Genomic DNA, 20146 nt, shown 5'->3' with positions numbered 1-20146 from the left:
CGTAATGGTCGCGGCGTTCCACGCTACCAAGGGATGTGAAGGCAATGTTGCGTACGGAGCTCATTCGACCGCTGCCCGAACTGCTGGCGGAGCACGCCCGTGAATTCGGCGACAAGGTCGCATTCCGGGACTCCGTGCGGAGCGTGACGTACGCCGAACTCGAACTGCGCACCCGGAACCTGGCCGGGCACCTCGCGACACGCCGCCTGCACCCCGGCGACCGGGTGGCCATCCTGCTCGGCAACAGCGTGGAGACCGTGGAGAGTTACCTGGCCCTCACCCGGGCCGGCGTCATCGGGGTGCCCCTGAACCCACGCGTCACCGAGGCGGAGCTGACGTATCTCCTCGACGACAGCGGCGCCCGCGCCGTGATCACCGATCCCGCGCGCGCGGAACGACTGGCCGTGCTCCTGGGCCGCCGCACCGACCTGCGGATCCTGGTCACGGGCGAGCTGGGCGTGCCCCCGGGCGCCGACTCCTTCGAGGAACTCGCCACCACGGCCGCGGCGAGCCCCGCCCGGGACGACCTCGGCCTCGACGACCCCGCCTGGATGCTCTACACCTCCGGCACGACGGGCCGCCCCAAAGGCGTCCTGTCCACCCAGCGCAACTGCCTCTGGTCCGTGGCCGCCTGCTACGTGCCCATCCCCGGACTGAGCGCCGAGGACCGGGTCCTGTGGCCCCTGCCCCTCTTCCACAGCCTCTCCCACATCGTCTGCGTCCTGGGAGTGACGGCGGTCGGCGCCACCGCACGCATCGTCGACGGGTTCGCCGCGGCCGACGTCCTGGACGCCCTGCGCGAGGAATCCTCGACCTTCCTGGCCGGCGTCCCCACGATGTACCACCAACTGGTGCGCGCGGCACAGGAGGAGGGGTTCGAAGCCCCCGACCTCCGCATGTGCCTCGTCGGCGGGGCCGTCACCACCGCGGCGCTGCGCCGGTCCTTCGAGGAGGCGTTCGCCGCACCCCTGCTCGACGCCTACGGCAGCACCGAGACCTGCGGCTCCATCACCGTCAACTGGCCCACCGGCGCCCGGGTCGAAGGATCCTGCGGGCTGCCCGTGCCCGGCCTGGGCGTGCGCGTCGTGGACCCGGAGACCGGCCTGGACGCCGCCGAGGGCGAGGAGGGCGAGGTCTGGGTCCGGGGGCCGAGCGTCATGCTCGGCTACCACAACCAGCCGGAAGCCACCGCGGAAGCCCTGCGGCACGGCTGGTACCACACCGGCGACCTGGCCCGCAGGGACGGCTCCGGCTACTTCACCATCACCGGCCGCATCAAGGAACTCATCATCCGAGGCGGCGAGAACATCCACCCCGGAGAGGTGGAGGAGGTCCTGCGCTCCGTCCCCGGCGTCGCGGACGTCGCCGTCGTGGGCAAACCGCACGACGTCCTCGGCGAGGTGCCGGTGGCCTTCCTCGTACCCGGCACGGAAGGCATCGACCCCGAGGCGCTCCTCACCGCCTGCCGCGACCGGCTCTCCTACTTCAAGGTGCCCGAGGAGCTCTACGAGATCGACCGGATCCCCCGCACCGCGTCCGGGAAGATCACCCGCCATGTGCTGCTGGAGCGCCCCGCCCGGCTGCGCGCCGCCAACGGCAGCCATTACGAGCAGCTCTTCCGGCTCGACTGGATCCCCCTCTCCTCCGTGCCCGTCCCGCAGCCGCCCGCCCGCAGCTGGGCCGTCATCGGGGCCGACGCCTTCGGGGTCGCCGGCCACCTGCGCGGGCTCGGACAGTCCGTCGACGCGCACCCGGCGCTCGACGCGCTGCACGGCGACCCCGACGCCGACGCCCCCCGGGTCCCGGACGTCGTCGTGCTGTCCTGCGGAGCCGGGGTGCGCAGGTCGGGACCGCTCCCCGAAACGGTGCAGAACACCGTCCGCGCGCTCACCGGGCAGCTGGAAGCCTGGCTGGCGGACGAGCGGACCGCGGCCTCCACCCTCGTCATCGCCACCCGGGGCGCTGTCGCCGTGGGCGCCGAGGACGACGTCACCGACCTCATCCAGGCACCGCTGTGGGGCGTCGTCCGCAGCGCCCAGACCACCCATCCCGGCCGGCTCGTCCTCATCGACCTGGACGTGGACGACGACGACCCGGCCCTCGCCCTGGCCGACGCCGTGGCCTCCGGAGAACCCCAGATCGTCGTACGCTCAGGAGTCCCCCTGCGCCCCAGGGCCTCCCGGGTCTCCGTCGTCGCCGACCCCGACCGGCCCGCCGGCTTCGACCCCCGGCGGACCGTGCTCGTCACCGGCGCGGACGGCCCGCTCGCCGCCACCGCGGCCCGCCACCTCGTCGGCGGACACGGCGTCCGCCGCCTGCGGCTCATCAGCGAACGCGGCACGGCCGACCGCACCGCCGCCGCTCTCGCGGCCGAACTGACCGCGCGCGGAGCCGAGGTGACCCTCACCGCCTGCGACATCTCCGACCGGGAGGCCCTCGCCGCCCTGCTGGCCCGCGCCGGGCACCGGCCGAAGGCCGTCATCCACACCCCCGGAGCCGTCGCCCGCGACCTCAAGGCCACCCTGGCCGGCGCGCTCAACCTCCACGAACTCACCGTGGGCGCCGACCTGTCCGCGTTCGTCGTGTACTCCTCGGCCACCGGCGCACTCGGCTCCGCCGAGCACAGCGACGAGGCCGCGGCCGGTGTCTTCCTCGACGCCCTCGTACAGCACCGGGCCGCCCGCGGCCTCCCCGCGCTCTCCCTGCGCACGGGCCCCTTCGAGGGAGACGGCCGGGCCGCTCCGGCCGGACTGGGACGGCTCACCGAACAGCAGAGCGCCACCATGTTCGACGCCGCGCACCTCGCCGACCGGACGTCGCTCATCGTCATGCGCCTGGACAACGAGGCCCTCGGCCGCGCCACGCTGGACCCCGCGACGATCGCACCGCCCCTGCGCGGCCTGATCGACGCCCCGTCCCGCAACTCCGCACCGGACAACGCGACATCGGCCGAACTCCGCCGCAGCCTCGCCGACCTCACCGAGGCCGACCAGGACCGCCTCCTGCTCGCCCTCGTACGCGACGAGGTGGGTCATGTACGGGGTGAGGCCGACCATGTACGTGGTGAAGTCGGCGTCGCACGGGGTGAGTTCGGTCACGTACGGGGTGAGGGCGACCGTGTACGGGGTGAGGTCGGCGTCGTACGGGGTGAGGCTGCTCTCGTAGGCGGTGGGGCTGGGGACGTACGCCATGGGGCCGGTCGGGGGCGCCAGACGTCCGGGACCGCCGTGCGGGCCGACCGGCCGTTCAAGGACCTCGGATTCACCTCGCTGACCGCCGTCGAGCTCCGCAACCGGCTCACCGCGGCCACGGGCCTCCAGCTCCCGGTCACGCTGGCCTTCGACCACCCGACCCCCGCCGCCGTCGCCCGCCACCTCCGCGTCCGCCTGCTCGGGGGCCACGCCCCGGGCCGCACCGCCGCTTCCACCGCCGCCTCCACCTCCGTTCCCGCCGTCCGGACGCGCGGCACCGATCCGTACGACGACCCGATCGCCATCGTGGGAATGGGCTGCCGGCTGCCCGGCGGAGTCACCTCCCCCGACCAGCTGTGGCGACTGGTGGTGGAGGGCGTGGACGCGATCTCCCCGTTCCCCGCCGACCGGGGCTGGGACCTCGACGCGCTGTACGACCCCGACCCCGAGCGGGCCGGCACGTCCTACGTCAGACACGGCGGCTTCCTGCACGACGCGGGATCCTTCGACGCCGGATTCTTCGACATCTCGCCGCGCGAGGCGCTCGCGATGGACCCGCAGCAGCGGTTGCTGCTGGAGGTGTCGTGGGAGGCGTTCGAGCGCGCGGGCATCGACCCGACGTCGCTCCACGGCAGCGAAACCGGTGTCTACACCGGTGTGATGTACCACGACTACGCCACCGGACTGGCCCGAGTCCCCGATGGCCTGGAGGGCTATCTCGGCACGGGCAGCGCGGGCAGTGTCGCCTCCGGCCGCGTCGCGTACGCCCTCGGCCTGGAGGGCCCCGCCGTCACCGTGGACACGGCGTGCTCGTCGTCGCTGGTGGCGCTGCACCTGGCGGCGCAGGCCCTGCGCAACGGGGAGTGCACGATGGCGCTCGCCGGCGGCGTGGCCGTGATGTCCCGGCCGACCTCCTTCGTGGAGTTCTCCCGGCAACGCGCCCTGGCGGCGGACGGCCGCTGCAAGCCCTACGCGGACGGCGCGGACGGCACCGCCTGGTCCGAGGGAGCCGGCGTCCTGCTGCTGGAACGGCTGTCGGACGCGCGGCGGTTGGGGCATGAGGTGTTGGCGGTGGTGCGGGGTTCGGCGGTCAACCAGGACGGCGCGTCCAACGGCCTCACCGCTCCGAACGGTCCTTCGCAGGAGCGGGTGATCCGTCAGGCGCTGGCGAGCGCCCGGTTGTCGGCGGCGGATGTGGACGCGGTGGAGGGGCATGGCACCGGGACGACGTTGGGTGATCCGATCGAGGCGCAGGCGTTGCTGGCGACGTACGGGCAGGACCGCGCGCCCGAACAGCCGCTCTGGCTGGGCTCGTTGAAGTCCAACATCGGTCACGCCCAGGCTGCGGCGGGTGTTGCGGGGATCATCAAGATGGTGTCGGCGTTGCGGCGTGGTGTGTTGCCCCGGACGTTGCATGTGGATGAGCCGTCGTCGAAGGTGGACTGGTCTTCGGGTGCGGTGGAGTTGCTGACGGAGTCGAGGTCGTGGCCGGAGGTGGACCGGCCGCGCAGGGCGGGTGTGTCCTCGTTCGGGGTGAGCGGGACGAACGCTCACGTGATCCTGGAGCAGGCCCCCGTTCCCGTGACCGGAGAGCCGCAGGATGCCGCCCCCGTGCCCGTATCCGATCCCGCTTCCGAAGCGGCGGCTGTGCCGTGGGTGGTCTCGGCCCGCACGGCGGGCGCGCTGCGGGCCCAGGCCGAGAGGCTCCACGACTTCGTCGCCGGGCGGCCGGGGTTGGGCCTTGCTGAGGTGGGTCGTTCGCTTGCTGTGGGGCGGGCGGGTCTGGAGCACCGGGCGGTGGTGGTGGCTGCTGATCGTGGTGGTGCGTTGGCGGGGGTGTCGGCGTTGGCCCAGAGCGATGCGGGTGGTGCGGGTGCCGGGTTGGTGGTGTCGGGTGTGGCGGATGTGTCGGGTCGGTCGGTGTTCGTGTTCCCGGGGCAGGGTTCGCAGTGGGTCGGTATGGGGCGTGAACTTCTCGATTCCTCTGCCGTGTTCGTGGATGCGCTGACGGAGGTCAGTGCGGTCCTGGGCGCGGTGAGTGGGTGGTCGGTTCTGGATGTGGTGCGGGGGGTGGAGGGCGCTGCGTCGTTGGATCGGGTGGATGTGGTGCAGCCGGTGTCCTTCGCGGTGATGGTGGCGTTGGCACGGGTGTGGGAGTCCTTCGGGGTGCGTCCGGATGCGGTCGTGGGCCATTCGCAGGGCGAGATAGCGGCCGCGCATGTGGCGGGGGTGTTGTCGCTGGAGGACGCGGCCCGGGTGGTCGTGCTGCGCAGTCGGGCGATTGCGGGGGGTCTGGCCGGCCGGGGCGGGATGGTGTCGGTCGGGCTTTCCGAGGGCCAGGTGCGTGAGCGACTCGGTGAGGGGGTGGAGCCCGCGGCGGTCAACGGGCCGTCTTCGGTGGTCGTTGCCGGTGACCCTGAGGCTTTGGACCGGCTGGTTGCCGTATACGAGGAGGAAGGAGTCCGTGTTCGGCGGATTCCGGTGGACTACGCGTCCCACACCTCTCATGTCGAGCTGATCGAGAGTGAACTCGCTGATGTGCTTGCCGGTTTGAAGCCGCAAGTGGCGGCTGTCCCCATGTTCTCGTCGGTGGACGGGCGTTGGGTGGAGGGTGCGGAGCTGGATTCCGGCTACTGGTTCCGTAATCTGCGGCAGACCGTCCGGTTCGCCGAGGCGACGACGACCCTGGTCGCGGAGGGATTCAGTGCGTTCGTCGAGGTGAGTTCGCATCCCGTGCTGGCGCACAGTGTTCAGGAGACCCTGGACGAGCGGCCCGAGATCCCGAGCGTGGTCACCGGGACTTTGCGTCGTGACGATGGCGGACTGGACCGGCTGTTGCTCTCAGCCTCCGAGCTGTATGTGCGGGGGCTCCCGGTCGACTGGACGACGTCGTTCGGTGAACCTCTGCCGCGTCGGGTCGAGTTGCCCACGTACGCCTTCCAGCACGAGCACTACTGGCTCGAGCCGGCCAGCGGTGCCGGCGACCTCGCTGCGGCCGGCCTGGAGGAGGGGGGCCATCCGCTCCTGCAAGCCGCGATCACGCTGGGCGGTGCCCAGGGCAGCGTGTTCACCGGGCGTCTGACCGAGCGCGACCAGCCATGGCTGTCCGATCACCGCGTGGGAGGGCTGATACTGCTGCCGGGTACGGCGCTGCTGGACGCGTTGGCCCACATCGGTGAGCGGCTGAGGGTGCCGGTCGTGGACGAGCTGACGATCTCGGCGCCTGTCGTCGTCCGGGACGGCGGAGGCGTGGACCTCCAGATCACCGTCGAGCAGGCCGAAGGACCGGGCGATTCCGGCGGGCGCGTGGTCCGTGTCCATACCCGGTCGGACGCCGACGAGGAGTGGAGCGAGAACGCCACCGGCCTTCTGACCGCGTCCTCCGAGCCGTCCCCCGCACAGGCCGATCTCACCTCCTGGCCACCCGCCGACGCCCGGCCCGTCGACCTGGACGGCTTCTACGAACGACTGACCGTCGACTACGGTCCGGCGTTCCGGGCCGTCGAAGCGGCCTGGGTGCGGGACGGTCGCGTGTACGCGGCACTGCGGCTCCCGGAATCCGGCGCGGGAACGTCGTCCGACGACATCGACGGCTACGGAATCCATCCCGCTCTGCTCGACGCCGCCCTCCACCCGCTCTCCGTGTCAGGCTTCTTTGCCGACCCGGACCGCCCCCGGCTGGCCTTCTCCTGGTCGGGCGTCCGGCTCCACGCCACCGGAGCCCGGTCCCTCCGTGTGGTTCTCGCGCCGGCGGGCCCGGACACGGTGTCGATCAGCGCTTCCGACGACACCGGCGCTCCTCTCCTCGACATCGACGCGTTGACCGTACGGCCGGTCGAGCCGGAGCGACTGCGGGTCGCCGCCCCTCATTCGGGCGGATCACTGTACGAAGTTGCATGGATTCCCGCTCCCTCGACAGCGGCAGCGGCAGCCACAGCCCCAGCCACAGTCATAGGGACAGGGACACAGGGCGGGGCTTCGGCCTCTGGTGTCTCCCGCACGTCGTGGGAGTTCCACGCGGACCTGGACATCGCCGCTTCCTCCGTGCCTGCCGTGGTCGTCCTCAGGACTCCGGACGGTGCTACCGATCGGACGGTTCCCGAGCAGGTGAGCGCCGTGGGGCTGGCTGTCCTGGGCGTATTGCAGGAGTGGCTGACCGACCCCCGGGTCCAGGCGTCCCGCCTGGTCGTCGCCACCCGGCGCGGTGACCTGGTCCAGGAACCCGTCCGGGGCCTGGTCCGTACCGCCCAGTCCGAGCACCCCGGCCGGTTCGGGCTGCTCGAAGTGGAACGCTTCGACGAGGACGTGGTGTCCCTCGGACTCGCCCACGCCCTGCGGGAGGAGCCGCAGATCGCGGTACGGGACGGGCAGGCGCTCGTCCCCCGCCTCAAGCGGGCCGATGCGCCCTCCCTCCCGGAGCACTCGCGACTGGCCGGAGGCACGGTGCTGGTCACCGGTGCCACCGGAGGTCTGGGCCGCCTCGTCACCGATCACCTCATCCGCTCCCACGACGTGGCCGAGCTGGTGCTCGTCTCCCGTACCGGAGTAGCGGCCGAACGGCTGGCGGAGCTGACGGCGTCCGGTGTCCGGGTGAGTACGGTGGCCGCCGACGTGGGGGACCGTGAGGCTCTGACGCGGATCGTCGCCTCTGTCTCCGACCGGCTGACCGCCGTGGTGCACGTGGCGGGCGTGGTCGACGACCGCGTGATCGGGGACTTGGACGCGCGGCGGTGGCACACCGTACTGCGGCCGAAGGCGGACGCGGCGTGGCACCTGCACGAGCTGACGGAGGGCCTGGACCTGGCGGCGTTCGTCCTCTACTCGTCGGCCTCGTCCACCTTCGGCGGCTCCGGTCAGGGCAACTACGCGGCCGGCAACGCCTTCCTGGACGCCCTGGCCGTGCACCGACGCGCACAGGGCCTCCCCGCCGTGTCCCTCGCGTGGGGGCTGTGGGCGGAGTCCGACGGCATGGGCGGTCGGCTCAGCGACACCGACCTGGCCAGGATGGCGCGAGCCGGCACGAGGCCGCTCTCCGCCGACCAGGGGCTCGCCCTGTTCGACGCCGCCCTGGAGAGCGACAGTCCGGCGCTCGTACCCATCCGGCTCGATCTGGCCGCCCTGCGCGACAGCGCGGAGGTTCCCGCCCTGCTGCGCGACCTGGTGCCCGCGCCGACACGGCGTTCGGTACGGCGCGACTCCGCGGCCGGCAGCGACAGCGCCTCCGTGCTGAAGCGTCGGCTGGCGGCACTGGGAGGGCCCGAGCAACTCGATGCGCTGCTCGATCTCGTACGGGGGAGTGCCGCGGCCGTCCTCGGCCACGCCACCGCCGACGCGATCGAGGCACAGCGGGCGTTCAAGGAGCTGGGCATCGACTCGCTCACCGCGGTCGAGCTGCGCAATGGACTCACCGCCGCCACCGGCCTGCGGCTCCCCGTCACCCTGGTCTTCAACTACCCGACCGCCTCCGCGCTCGCCGACCACCTCCGCACCGAACTGCTCGGCGAGGAGGCCGAGGACGCGTACCAGGCGCACGAATCCGACGCCGTCGCTGCTCCTTCCCCCGCTCCCGGGATTCCGGCCGACGAGCCGATCGCCATCGTGGCGACGGGGTGCCGTTTCCCCGGCGGGCTGTCCTCGGCGGAAAAGCTGTGGCAGCTGGTCGAGGCGGGCGGCGACGTCATCACCGGTCTGCCGGCCGACCGCGGCTGGGACCTGGACGGCCTCTACGATCCGGACCCCGACGCGGCCGGGAAGACGTACGTCCGGGGCGGCGGCTTCCTCCAGGACGTCGGCGGCTTCGACGCCGGGTTCTTCGGGATCAACCCGCGTGAGGCGCTGGCGATGGACCCGCAGCAGCGGTTGCTGCTGGAGGTGTCGTGGGAGGCGTTCGAGCGCGCGGGCATCGACCCGGCCTCGCTGAAGGGCACGCCCACCGGTGTGTTCGTCGGCACCCACGGCCAGGACTACGGCACGGGGGACACGGCCCGCCAGGCAGACGAGGGCTACCTCGTGACCGGCAACGCGGGCAGCGTCCTCTCCGGCCGCATCTCCTACACCCTCGGGCTGGAGGGTCCCGCGCTGACGGTGGACACGGCGTGCTCGTCCTCGCTGGTGGCGCTGCACCTGGCGGCCCAGGCCCTGCGCAACGGGGAGTGCTCCCTCGCCCTCGCCGGCGGCGCCTCCGTCATGTCGACCCTCGAAGGCGTGGTCGGCTTCAGCCGACAGCGCGGGCTTGCCACTGACGGCCGCAGCAAGGCATTCGCCGAGGGCGCAGACGGATTCGGCATGTCGGAGGGCGTAGGGGTCCTGCTGCTGGAACGGCTGTCGGACGCGCGGCGGTTGGGGCATGAGGTGTTGGCGGTGGTGCGGGGTTCTGCGGTCAACCAGGACGGCGCGTCCAACGGCCTCACCGCTCCGAACGGTCCTTCGCAGGAGCGGGTGATCCGTCAGGCGCTGGCGAACGCCCGGCTGTCGGCGGCGGACGTCGACGCGGTCGAGGCACACGGGACGGGAACGCCTCTGGGCGACCCCATCGAGGCGCAGGCGCTGCTGGCGACGTACGGCAAGGGCCGCCCCGCGGACCGGCCGGTGTGGATGGGATCGGTGAAGTCCAACATCGGCCATACGCAAGCTGCCGCGGGTGTTGCGGGGATCATCAAGATGGTGTCGGCGTTGCGGCGTGGTGTGTTGCCGCGGACGTTGCATGTGGATGAGCCGTCGTCGAAGGTGGACTGGTCTTCGGGTGCGGTGGAGTTGCTGACCGAGTCCAGGTCGTGGCCGGAGGTGGATCGGCCGCGCAGGGCGGGCGTCTCGGCTTTCGGGGTGAGCGGGACGAACGCTCACGTGATTCTGGAGCAGGCCCCCGGTGACGCCGCTGAGGCTGTTGCGCCGTCCGGGGCGAAGGGGCCCGACGTTGTTCCGTGGGTGATCTCCGGTGCGTCGGCCAAGGGGCTGCGGGGCCAGGCAGAGCGGCTGGAGTCGTTCGTACGGGACCATCCGGAACTGCCGGACACGACGATCGGCCATGCCCTGACGACGACGCGCGGCACCTTCGCCCATCGGGCGGTGGTGGTGGCTGCTGATCGTGGTGGTGCGTTGGCGGGGGTGTCGGCGTTGGCCCAGAGCGATGTGGGTGTTGTGGGTGGTGCGGCTGCCGGTGCCGGTGCCGGGTTGGTGGTGTCGGGTGTCGCGGATGTGTCGGGTCGGTCGGTGTTCGTGTTCCCCGGGCAGGGTTCGCAGTGGGTCGGTATGGGGCGCGAACTCCTTGATTCCTCGCCGGTGTTCGCGGGTGCGTTGGCCGAGGTCAGTGCGGTCCTGGGCGGGGTGAGTGGGTGGTCGGTTCTGGATGTGGTGCGGGGGGTGGAGGGTGCTGCGTCGTTGGATCGGGTGGATGTGGTGCAGCCGGTGTCCTTCGCGGTGATGGTGGGACTGGCGCGGGTGTGGGAGTCCTTCGGGGTGCGTCCGGATGCGGTGGTGGGCCATTCACAGGGCGAGATCGCCGCCGCGCATGTGGCGGGGGTGTTGTCGTTGGAGGACGCGGCCCGGGTGGTGGTGTTGCGCAGTCGGGCGATTGCGGGGGGTCTGGCCGGCCGGGGCGCGATGGTGTCGGTGGGGCTGCCCGAGGACCGGGTGCGTGAGCGACTCGGTGAGGGGGTCGAGCTTGCCGCCGTCAATGGGCCGTCGTCGGTGGTGGTTGCGGGTGACCCTGAGGCTCTGGACCGGCTGGTTGCGGTCTATGAGGGGGAGGGGGTTCGTGTTCGGCGGATTCCGGTGGACTACGCGTCCCATACTTCGCACGTCGAGCTGATCGAGAGTGAACTCGCTGATGTGCTTGCCGGTTTGAAGCCGCAGGTGGCGGCTGTCCCCATGTTCTCGTCGGTGGACGGGCGTTGGGTGGAGGGTGCGGAGCTGGATTCCGGCTACTGGTTCCGTAATCTGCGGCAGACCGTGCGGTTCGCCGAGGCGACCGCCGCTCTGGTCGCGGAGGGGTTCCGGGCGTTCGTCGAGGTGAGTTCGCATCCTGTGCTGGCGCACAGTGTTCAGGAGACCCTGGACGAGCGGCCCGAGGTGCAGGGCGTGGTCACCGGGACCCTGCGCCGTGATGATGGCGGACTGGACCGGGTCCTGCTGTCCGCCGCGGAGTTGTTCGTCCGTGGCGTGCGCGTCGACTGGGCCACCGCGCTCGGTGAACCAGCTTCCGAGCGCGTTGAGTTGCCCACGTACGCCTTCCAGCATCAGCGCTACTGGCTGGAGGCTCCGCACGGGGCGGGCGATGTGTCGTCCGCAGGTCTGACCGCCGCTGAGCACCCCCTGCTCGGAGCGGTGGTCGGACTGCCCGATTCCGGTGGCGAGCTGTTCACCAGTCGCTTGTCCCTGCGGGCACAGCCGTGGCTGGCGGACCATGAGGTGTCCGGCAATGTGCTGCTGCCGGGGGCGGCATTCCTGGAACTGGCCCTGCGCGCAGGGGAGGAGGCGGGTCTCGGCACCATTGAGGAACTGGTGATCGAATCGCCGCTCACGCTGCCCGCCCATGGCGCGGTCCAGCTCCGGGTCGTGCTGGGCGTCGAGGACGAGGCCGGCCGCCGAGCGCTGCACGTCTACTCCCGGCCCGAGGACTCCGGTCCCGATGCGGCGTGGGACCGGCACGTCGACGGGCTGTTGTCGGCGGCCGTCCCTGAGCCTCTGTCCGGCTACGAGGAGTGGCCTCCGGCGGGTGCGGTGGCGGTGTCGGTGGAGGGGTTCTACGAGGGGCTGGCGGAGCGGGGGTACGCGTACGGTCCGGCGTTCCGGGGCGTGCGGGCCGCGTGGCGGCGGGACCGGGAGGTCTTCGCGGAACTGGCGTTGCCGGAAGGGCTGACCGCCGAGGCGGGCAGGTTCGGGCTGCACCCCGCGCTCCTGGACGCGGCGCTGCAAGCGGCCAACTTCGGTACGGCGCCTACGGCCGAACCGGGCCAGGTACTCCTGCCGTTCTCCTGGAACCACGTATCCCTGCACGCGGTCGGTGCCACGACCTTGCGCGTGCACGCCCGACCGTCAGACGGCGAGGGTGTGTCCTTCACCCTTACGGATGGCACAGGCCGGCCCGTCGCCGAGATCGGGTCGCTCGTGCTCCGCTCCGTCCGCGCCGATCACGCGGCCGGGGCCGACACCACGGTGCGCGACTCGCTCTACCGCGTGGACTGGCAGCCGCTGAACGCCGCGCACACTCCGGGAGCGGGAGCGGGGCCCGTACGGCCGGAGCACGTTCTCGATCTGACGGCCGAGCCGTCGACACAGGGTGTGCAGGCCGCGCACGACCTGGTGGCCCGCGTACTTGCCGCCCTCCAGAGCCGGGCGGACCAATCGGATCCGGGTACTCCGCCGCTCGTCGTCCTCACCCGGAATGCCATGGCCGGTGATCCGGCGGGGGCTGCGGTGTGGGGGTTGGTGCGGTCGGTGCAGTTGGAGCAGCCGGGGCGCGTGGTGCTCGTGGATGTGGATGGTGGCTCGGTGGCGGGGGTGGCTGGGTTGTTGTCGGGTGTGGTGGCGTCGGGTGAGTCGCAGGTGGGGGTGCGTGCGGGGGAGGTGTTCGTGCCGAGGTTGGTGCGGGTGGGGGCGTCTGGAACGCCCGAGGTGTCCGAGGTGCTTGAGGGGCTTGACGGGTCTGAGGGGTCTGAGGGGCTTGGGGTGTCTGGGGGGTCTGGTGTGTCGGGTTCTGGGCGGGTTTTGGATCGTTCGGGGTCGGTGTTGATCACGGGTGGTACGGGGACGCTGGGTGGGTTGGTGGCTCGGCATGTGGTGGGTGTGCATGGTGTGCGCAGTGTGGTGTTGGTGAGTCGTCGTGGTTCGTCTGCTGAAGGTGCGGGTGAGTTGGTCGAGGAGTTGTCGGCTGCGGGTGCGCGGGTGGAGGTGGTGGCGGCTGATGTGGGGGATCGTGAGGCGTTGGCGGGTGTGCTGGCCAGGGTCCCGGCGGAGCATCCCCTCACCGCTGTCGTCCACACCGCCGGAGTCCTCGACGACGGGGTGCTCTCGTCCCTGACCCCGGAACGCGTCGGCACTGTCTTCCGCCCCAAGGCCGATGCGGCGTGGCATCTTCATGAGCTCACGCGCGGCCTGGACCTGGCGGCGTTCGTCCTCTTCTCCTCCGGAGCCGGAGTCTTCGGCAATGCGGGTCAGGGGAACTACGCGGCGGCGAACGGTTTCCTGGACGGTCTGGCGCGGGCCCGCCGTGAGCAGGGTCTGCCGGCGGTCTCGCTGGCGTGGGGCCTGTGGTCCCAGGCCAGCGGCATGACCGGCCACCTGGACGGCGTCGAGCTCGGTCAGATGGCGCGCGGAGGCCAGACGGGGCTGTCGTCAGCGGAGGCACTGGCGCTGTTCGACCGTGCGTTGCGGTCCGACGAGTCGTTGCTCGTGCCGACGAAGCTCGACTTCGCCGCCCTCCGCAAGCAGGCGGCGGCCGGCGAACTGGCTCCGCTGCTGCGCGGACTCGTCCGCGCCCCGAGGAAGACCGTGCGGACCGTCGTCGACGGGAGCGACCAGTCGCTGACCCGACGCCTCGCCGCGGTCGGCGAGGCCGAGCAGACCCGCCTCCTCGTCGAGCTCGTCCGAAGGGACGCGGCCAACGTCCTCGGCCACGCCGTGCACGAAACGGTCAAGGCGAACCAAGCCTTCAACGATGTCGGATTCGATTCGCTGACCGCCGTCCGGATGCGTAACCGGCTGGCGGAGTCCACCGGTGTCCGGCTGCCCGCCACGGTCGTCTTCGACCACCCGACGCCCACGGCGCTCGCGCACCATCTGCGCGACCGGCTCGAACTGACGGGCGCCGCCGTGGTCCCGGCGGCGCTCGCCGAACTCGACCGGCTGGAGCAGGCCCTCGCCCGCGCGTCCACGGACGACAAGGTGCGGGCCCAGGTGGCCGCGCGACTCGAAGCGCTGACGGCGAAGTGGGCGGAGTCCCCGGCTGCGGCGACCGGGGCCGGGGCCGGGGAGGACGTCGACCTCGACGTGGCCACCGACGACCAGATCTTCGACCTGATCGACAACGAGCTCGGCCTCTCCTGACGCGATCACCGCCGGACGACCCCGGGTGGCCGACCGGGTAATCCGGCGACCCACCGCGTAGCTGACCGGCCCGACCCGCCGACCCCGCCGAACCGCTGACCGACCCAAGGAAGAGCCTCATGTCGAACGACGACAAGCTGCGTGACTACCTCAAGCGCGCGACGGGCGAACTACAGCAGACCCGCAAGAGGATCCGCGAGCTCGAGTCCAGGAGGACGGAGCCGATCGCGATCGTGGGGATGGCCTGCCGGCTGCCCGGCGGGGTGGCCTCACCGGACGACCTGTGGAAGCTCGTCCACGAAGGCGTCGACGCGATGTCCTCGTTCCCTTCCGACCGGGGCTGGGACCTCGACGCGCTGTACGACCCCGACCCGGACCGCACCGGCACGTCGTACGCCGATGAGGGCGGCTTCATCGACGAGCCCGGCGGGTTCGACGCCTCCCTGTTCGGCATTTCGCCGCGCGAGGCGCTGGCGGTGGACCCGCAGCAGCGGTTGCTGCTGGAGGTGTCGTGGGAGGTGTTCGAGCGGGCGGGCATCGATCCGACCTCGCTGCGCGGCAGCAGCGTCGGCGTCTACACCGGGCTCATGTACCACGACTACGGCGACGGCGTGGAGGAGCTCCCCGAAGGACTTGAGGGCTACTTCGGCATCGGCAACTCGGGCAGCGTCGCGTCGGGGCGCGTCGCCTACACCCTGGGCCTGGAGGGTCCCGCGCTGACGGTGGACACGGCGTGCTCGTCCTCGCTGGTGGCGCTGCACCTGGCGGCGCAGGCCCTGCGCAACGGCGAATGCGGAATGGCTCTGGCCGGCGGTGTGGCCGTCATGGCGACCCCCGAGGTGTTCGTCGACTTTTCCCGGCAACGGGGGCTGGCCCGCGACGGCCGGTGCAAGGCGTTCGCCGACTCGGCAGACGGAACCGGCCTCGCGGAGGGCGTGGCGGTGCTGCTGCTGGAACGGCTGTCGGACGCGCGGCGGTTGGGGCATGAGGTGTTGGCGGTGGTGCGGGGTTCTGCGGTCAACCAGGACGGCGCGTCCAACGGCCTCACCGCTCCGAACGGTCCTTCGCAGGAGCGGGTGATCCGTCAGGCGCTGGCGAACGCCCGGCTGTCGGCGGCGGATGTCGACACGGTCGAGGCACACGGGACGGGCACCACACTGGGCGACCCGATCGAGGCGCAGGCGTTGCTGGCGACGTACGGCCAGGAGCGGAGCGCCGAACATCCCGTCTGGCTGGGGTCGTTGAAGTCCAACATCGGTCATACGCAGGCTGCGGCGGGTGTTGCGGGGGTCATTAAGACCGTGCTGGCGATACGGCACGGTGTGTTGCCGCGGACGCTGCATGTGGATGAGCCGTCGTCGAAGGTGGACTGGTCTGCGGGTGCTGTGGAGTTGTTGAAGGAGTCGAGGTTGTGGCCGGAGGTGGATCGGCCGCGCAGGGCGGGTGTGTCCTCGTTCGGCGTGAGCGGGACGAACGCCCACGTAATCCTCGAACAGGCCCCGACCGCCACCGACATCGCAGAGGACGTACCCGACACGCCTCCCGGCGCGTTCGTGCCGTGGCCACTGTCCGGAGCTTCGGCCCGAGCCCTGCAAGCGCAGGCTGGGCGACTGGCGGATCACCTTGCCGGGCGGCCGGGGTTGGGCCTTGCTGAGGTGGGTCGTTCGCTTGCTGTGGGGCGGGCGGGTCTGGAGCACCGGGCGGTGGTGGTGGCTGCGGGGCGTGGTGGTGCGTTGGCGGGGGTGTCGGCGTTGGCCCAGAGCGATGCGGGTGTTGTGGGTGCCGCGAGTGGTGGATCGGTGGTGTCGGGTGTCGCGGATGTGTCGGGTCGGTCGGTGTTCGTGTTCCCCGGGCAGGGTTCGCAGTGGGTGGGGATGGGACGTGAACTCCTTGATTCCTCATCGGTGTTCGCGGGTGCGTTGGCCGAGGTCAGTGCGGTCCTGGGCGGGGTGAGTGGGTGGTCGGTTCTGGATGTGGTGCGGGGGGTGGAGGGTGCTGCGTCGTTGGATCGGGTGGATGTGGTGCAGCCGGTGTCCTTCGCGGTGATGGTGGCGTTGGCGCGGGTGTGGGAGTCCTTCGGGGTGCGTCCGGATGCGGTGGTGGGCCATTCACAGGGCGAGATTGCCGCCGCGCATGTGGCGGGGGTGTTGTCGTTGGAGGACGCGGCCCGGGTGGTCGTGCTGCGCAGTCGGGCGATTGCGGGCGGTCTGGCCGGCCGGGGCGGGATGGTGTCGGTGGGGCTGCCCGAGGGCCAGGTGCGTGAGCGACTCGGTGAGGGGGTGGAGCTTGCCGCCGTCAACGGGCCGTCGTCGGTGGTCGTGGCGGGTGACCCTGCCGCCCTGGACCGGCTGGTTGCCGTATACGAGGAGGAAGGAGTCCGTGTTCGGCGGATTCCGGTGGACTACGCGTCCCACACCTCGCACGTCGAGCTGATTCAGAACGAACTGGCCGACGTGCTAGCCGGGTTGAAGCCGCAGACAGCGACCACCCCCATGTACTCCTCGGTGGACGGGCGTTGGGTGGAGGGTGCGGAGCTCGATGGTGGTTACTGGTTCCGTAATCTGCGGCAGACCGTGCGGTTCGCCGAGGCGACCGCCGCTCTGGTCGCGGAGGGGTTCCGGGCGTTCGTCGAGGTGAGTTCGCATCCTGTGCTGGCGCACAGTGTTCAGGAGACCCTGGACGAGCGGCCCGAGATCCCGAGCGTGGTCACCGGGACTTTGCGTCGTGAGGATGGCGGACTGGACCGGCTGCTGCTGTCGGTGGCCGAGCTGTATGTGCGGGGGCTCCCGGTCGACTGGACGACGTCGTTCGGTGAACCTCTGCCGCGTCGGGTCGAGTTGCCCACGTACGCCTTCCAGCACGAGCACTACTGGCTGGCCGGCGGACGGGGGAGCGGTGACCTCGGTGCAGTCGGGCTTCGGGCGGCCGACCATCCTTTGCTGGGTGCGGTGGTCCATCTGCCGGAAGACCGTGGAGCGTTGCTCACCGGCAGGCTGTCGCTCAAGGAGCACCCCTGGCTGGCCGACCATGCGGTGGCGGGTGCGGTGCTCGTTCCCGGGGCCGCCTTGCTGGAGCTCGCTCTGCGCGCCGCCGACGAAGCCGATCTGGGGACGGTCGAAGAACTCGCCATCGAGGCTCCGCTCGCCCTGCCCGAACAGGGCGCTGCGCAGATTCGGGTCATCGTCGCCGAGGACGACCAGGGTGCCGACGCGCCCCAGGCACACGGTCTCGACGAGGCCGCCGAACGCCGGACCGTAGCGGTGTACTCCCGGCCCGAGGGCACCGATGGGACAGGCCCCTGGACCCGGCACGCCGGCGGGTTCCTCTCCTCGAACGCTCCTGCTCCCCTCGTCCAGCCCGGGCAGTGGCCTCCGGCGGGTGCGGTGGCGGTGTCGGTGGAGGGGTTCTACGAGGGGCTGGCGGAGCGGGGGTATGCGTACGGTCCGGCGTTCCGGGGCGTGCGGGCCGCGTGGCGGCGGGGCCGGGAGGTCTTCGCGGAACTGGCGTTGCCGGAAGGGCTGACCGCCGAGGCAGGCGCGTACGGGCTGCACCCCGCGCTCCTGGACGCGGCCCTTCAGGCGACCAGCTTGATCAGTGATACGGAGCCGGCGCCGGGCCATCTCCTCCTGCCGTTCGCGTGGAGCGGCGTCACGCTGCATGCGGCGGGCGCCTCCGCCCTGCGCCTCAGGGCCGAGGCCACCGGACCGGACGCCTTCTCCGTGACGGTGACCGACCAAGCGGGCGCCACCGTCGCCACGGTCGACTCCCTCACCCTCCGGCCCGTGGCCACGGACCGTCTGACGTCGCTCGGCAGCGCGGCCGATGAACTGCTTCACCGGCTCGACTGGATCCCTCTCACCCTGCCCGAGTCCGGAGCCCCTGTGCCCGCCAGGGCGGTGCTCGATCTCACCGAGCACGGGGGAGAAGGCCCCCATGCGGCACGTGAACTCACTGCCGCCACCGTGGACTTCCTTCACACCAGGCTGTCCGACCCGGACTCGAACGCGCTGACCCTGGTGATCCTGACCAAGGACGCGGCCGGTGATCCGGCGGGGGCTGCGGTGTGGGGGTTGGTGCGGTCGGTGCAGTTGGAGCAGCCGGGGCGGGTGGTGCTGGTGGATGTGGATGGTGGCTCGGTGGCGGGGGTGGCTGGGTTGTTGTCGGGTGTGGTGGCGTCGGGTGAGTCGCAGGTGGGGGTGCGTGCGGGGGAGGTGTTCGTGCCGAGGTTGGTGCGGGTGCGTGCGGGGGCGTCTGGAACGCCCGAAGTGTCCGGGGTGCTTGAGGGGCTTGACGGGTCTGAGGGGTCTGAGGGGCTTGGGGTGCCTGGGGGGTCTGGTGTGTCGGGTTCTGGGCGGGTTTTGGATCGTTCGGGGTCGGTGTTGATCACGGGTGGTACGGGGACGCTGGGTGGGTTGGTGGCTCGGCATGTGGTGGGTGTGCATGGTGTGCGCAGTGTGGTGTTGGTGAGTCGTCGTGGTTCGTCTGCTGAAGGTGCGGGCGAGTTGGTCGAGGAGCTGACGGCTGCGGGTGTTCGGGTGGAGGTGGTGGCGGCTGATGTGGGGGATCGTGAGGCGTTGGCGGGTGTGCTGGCCAGGGTCCCGGCGGAGCATCCCCTCACCGCTGTCGTCCACACCGCCGGAGTCCTCGACGACGGGATCATGACAGCGCTCGACCCCCAGTGGCTCGAGAACGTCTTCCGCCCCAAGGCCGATGCGGCGTGGCATCTTCATGAGCTCACGCGCGGCCTGGACCTGGCGGCGTTCGTCCTCTTCTCTTCCGGAGCCGGTGTCCTCGGCAATGCGGGTCAGGGGAATTACGCGGCGGCGAACGGTTTCCTGGACGGTCTGGCGCGGGCCCGCCGTGAGCAGGGGTTGCCGGCGGTCTCGCTGGCGTGGGGCCTGTGGTCCCAGGCCAGCGGCATGACCGGCCACCTGGGCGACACCGGTCTCGCGCGGCTCGCCCGCAGCGGGCTGGTCGGACTCTCCTCGGCCGAGGGCCTGGCGCTGTTCGACCGTGCGTTGCGCTCCGACGAGTCGTTGCTCGTGCCGACGAAGCTCGACTTCGCCGCCCTCCGCAAGCAGGCGGCGGCCGGTGAACTGGCGCCGCTGCTGCGCGGACTCGTCCGCGCCCCGAGAAAGACCGCCGCCACGGCCACGGACGGCCCGAGTCAGGAGTCCTTCGCCCGCCGCCTGGCGGCACTCTCCGAGCGCGACCGGATCCGTGAGCTGCTCGAACTCGTCCGTGGCGCGGCGGCCACCGTACTCGGTCACTCCACCAAGGACGCGATCGGCGCGGCCCAGGCGTTCAAGGACATCGGGTTCGACTCGCTCGCCTCGGTGGAGCTGCGCAACCGGCTCACCCGGGCCACCGGCGTACGACTGCCCGTGACGCTCGTCTTCGATCACCCCAACCCGACCGCGCTCGCGCACCACCTCCAGGCCGCGATCGTGCCCTCGGCCGAGACTCCCGGATCCACCCATCTCCCCGGCAACGCCCGCAACGGTGGGACAGCTGCCTCCGAGACCGACATCCGGCGGGCGCTGGCCACGGTCCCCCTCGCCACGTTGCGCGAACTCGGCGTGCTGGGCGCGTTGGAGGCGCTGATCCACTCCCAGTCGGCCGGCACAGGCACAGGCACAGGCACAGATGCAGACGCGGACGCGGACGCGGACGCAGGAGATGTACGGGACGACGACGGGACGGCCGCCGACGCCATCGCGTCGATGGGCGTCGAGGATCTCGTCGAACGAGCGCTCGGCAGCAGGCAGTGACCGCTCCTCGGACTTCGGAAGGTTCCCATGACCACGTCCACTGACCAACTCGTCGAAGCCCTGCGCGCCGCCCTCATCGACAAGGACCGGCTGCTGCGCGAGAACGACCGGCTCGCCGCCGCCGCCACGGAGCCGATCGCG

Annotated in this window: 2 protein-coding genes; both read left to right on the top strand. The window is 71.4% G+C overall.

Translation table 11 applies throughout. The features are described 5' to 3' along the window. Nucleotides 1-44: 44 nt before the first annotated feature. On the top strand, nucleotides 45-14234 hold the full coding sequence (locus ACLJPL_RS20435) for an SDR family NAD(P)-dependent oxidoreductase (RefSeq protein WP_411082298.1): 14190 nt from the start codon (nucleotides 45-47) through the stop codon (nucleotides 14232-14234). A 119-nt stretch (nucleotides 14235-14353) separates the two neighbouring features. Next, the gene (locus ACLJPL_RS20430; RefSeq protein ID WP_411082297.1) at nucleotides 14354-20005 is read left to right on the top strand and encodes a type I polyketide synthase; all 5652 of its coding nucleotides are present in this window, start codon (nucleotides 14354-14356) and stop codon (nucleotides 20003-20005) included. The last annotated feature ends 141 nt before the right edge of the window (nucleotides 20006-20146 follow it).

This window comes from Streptomyces sp. cmx-18-6, assembly GCF_046548915.1.
Lineage (GTDB): Bacteria > Actinomycetota > Actinomycetes > Streptomycetales > Streptomycetaceae > Streptomyces.
Note: the sequence above shows the minus strand (reverse complement) of the source record. Positions and strands in the feature narration are given on the sequence as shown.

Coding starts and splice junctions, on each gene's coding strand:
- ACLJPL_RS20430 (WP_411082297.1), top strand. CDS start 14,354: ATGTCGAACGACGACAAGCTGCGTGACTACCTCAAGCGCGCGACGGGC.
- ACLJPL_RS20435 (WP_411082298.1), top strand. CDS start 45: ATGTTGCGTACGGAGCTCATTCGACCGCTGCCCGAACTGCTGGCGGAG.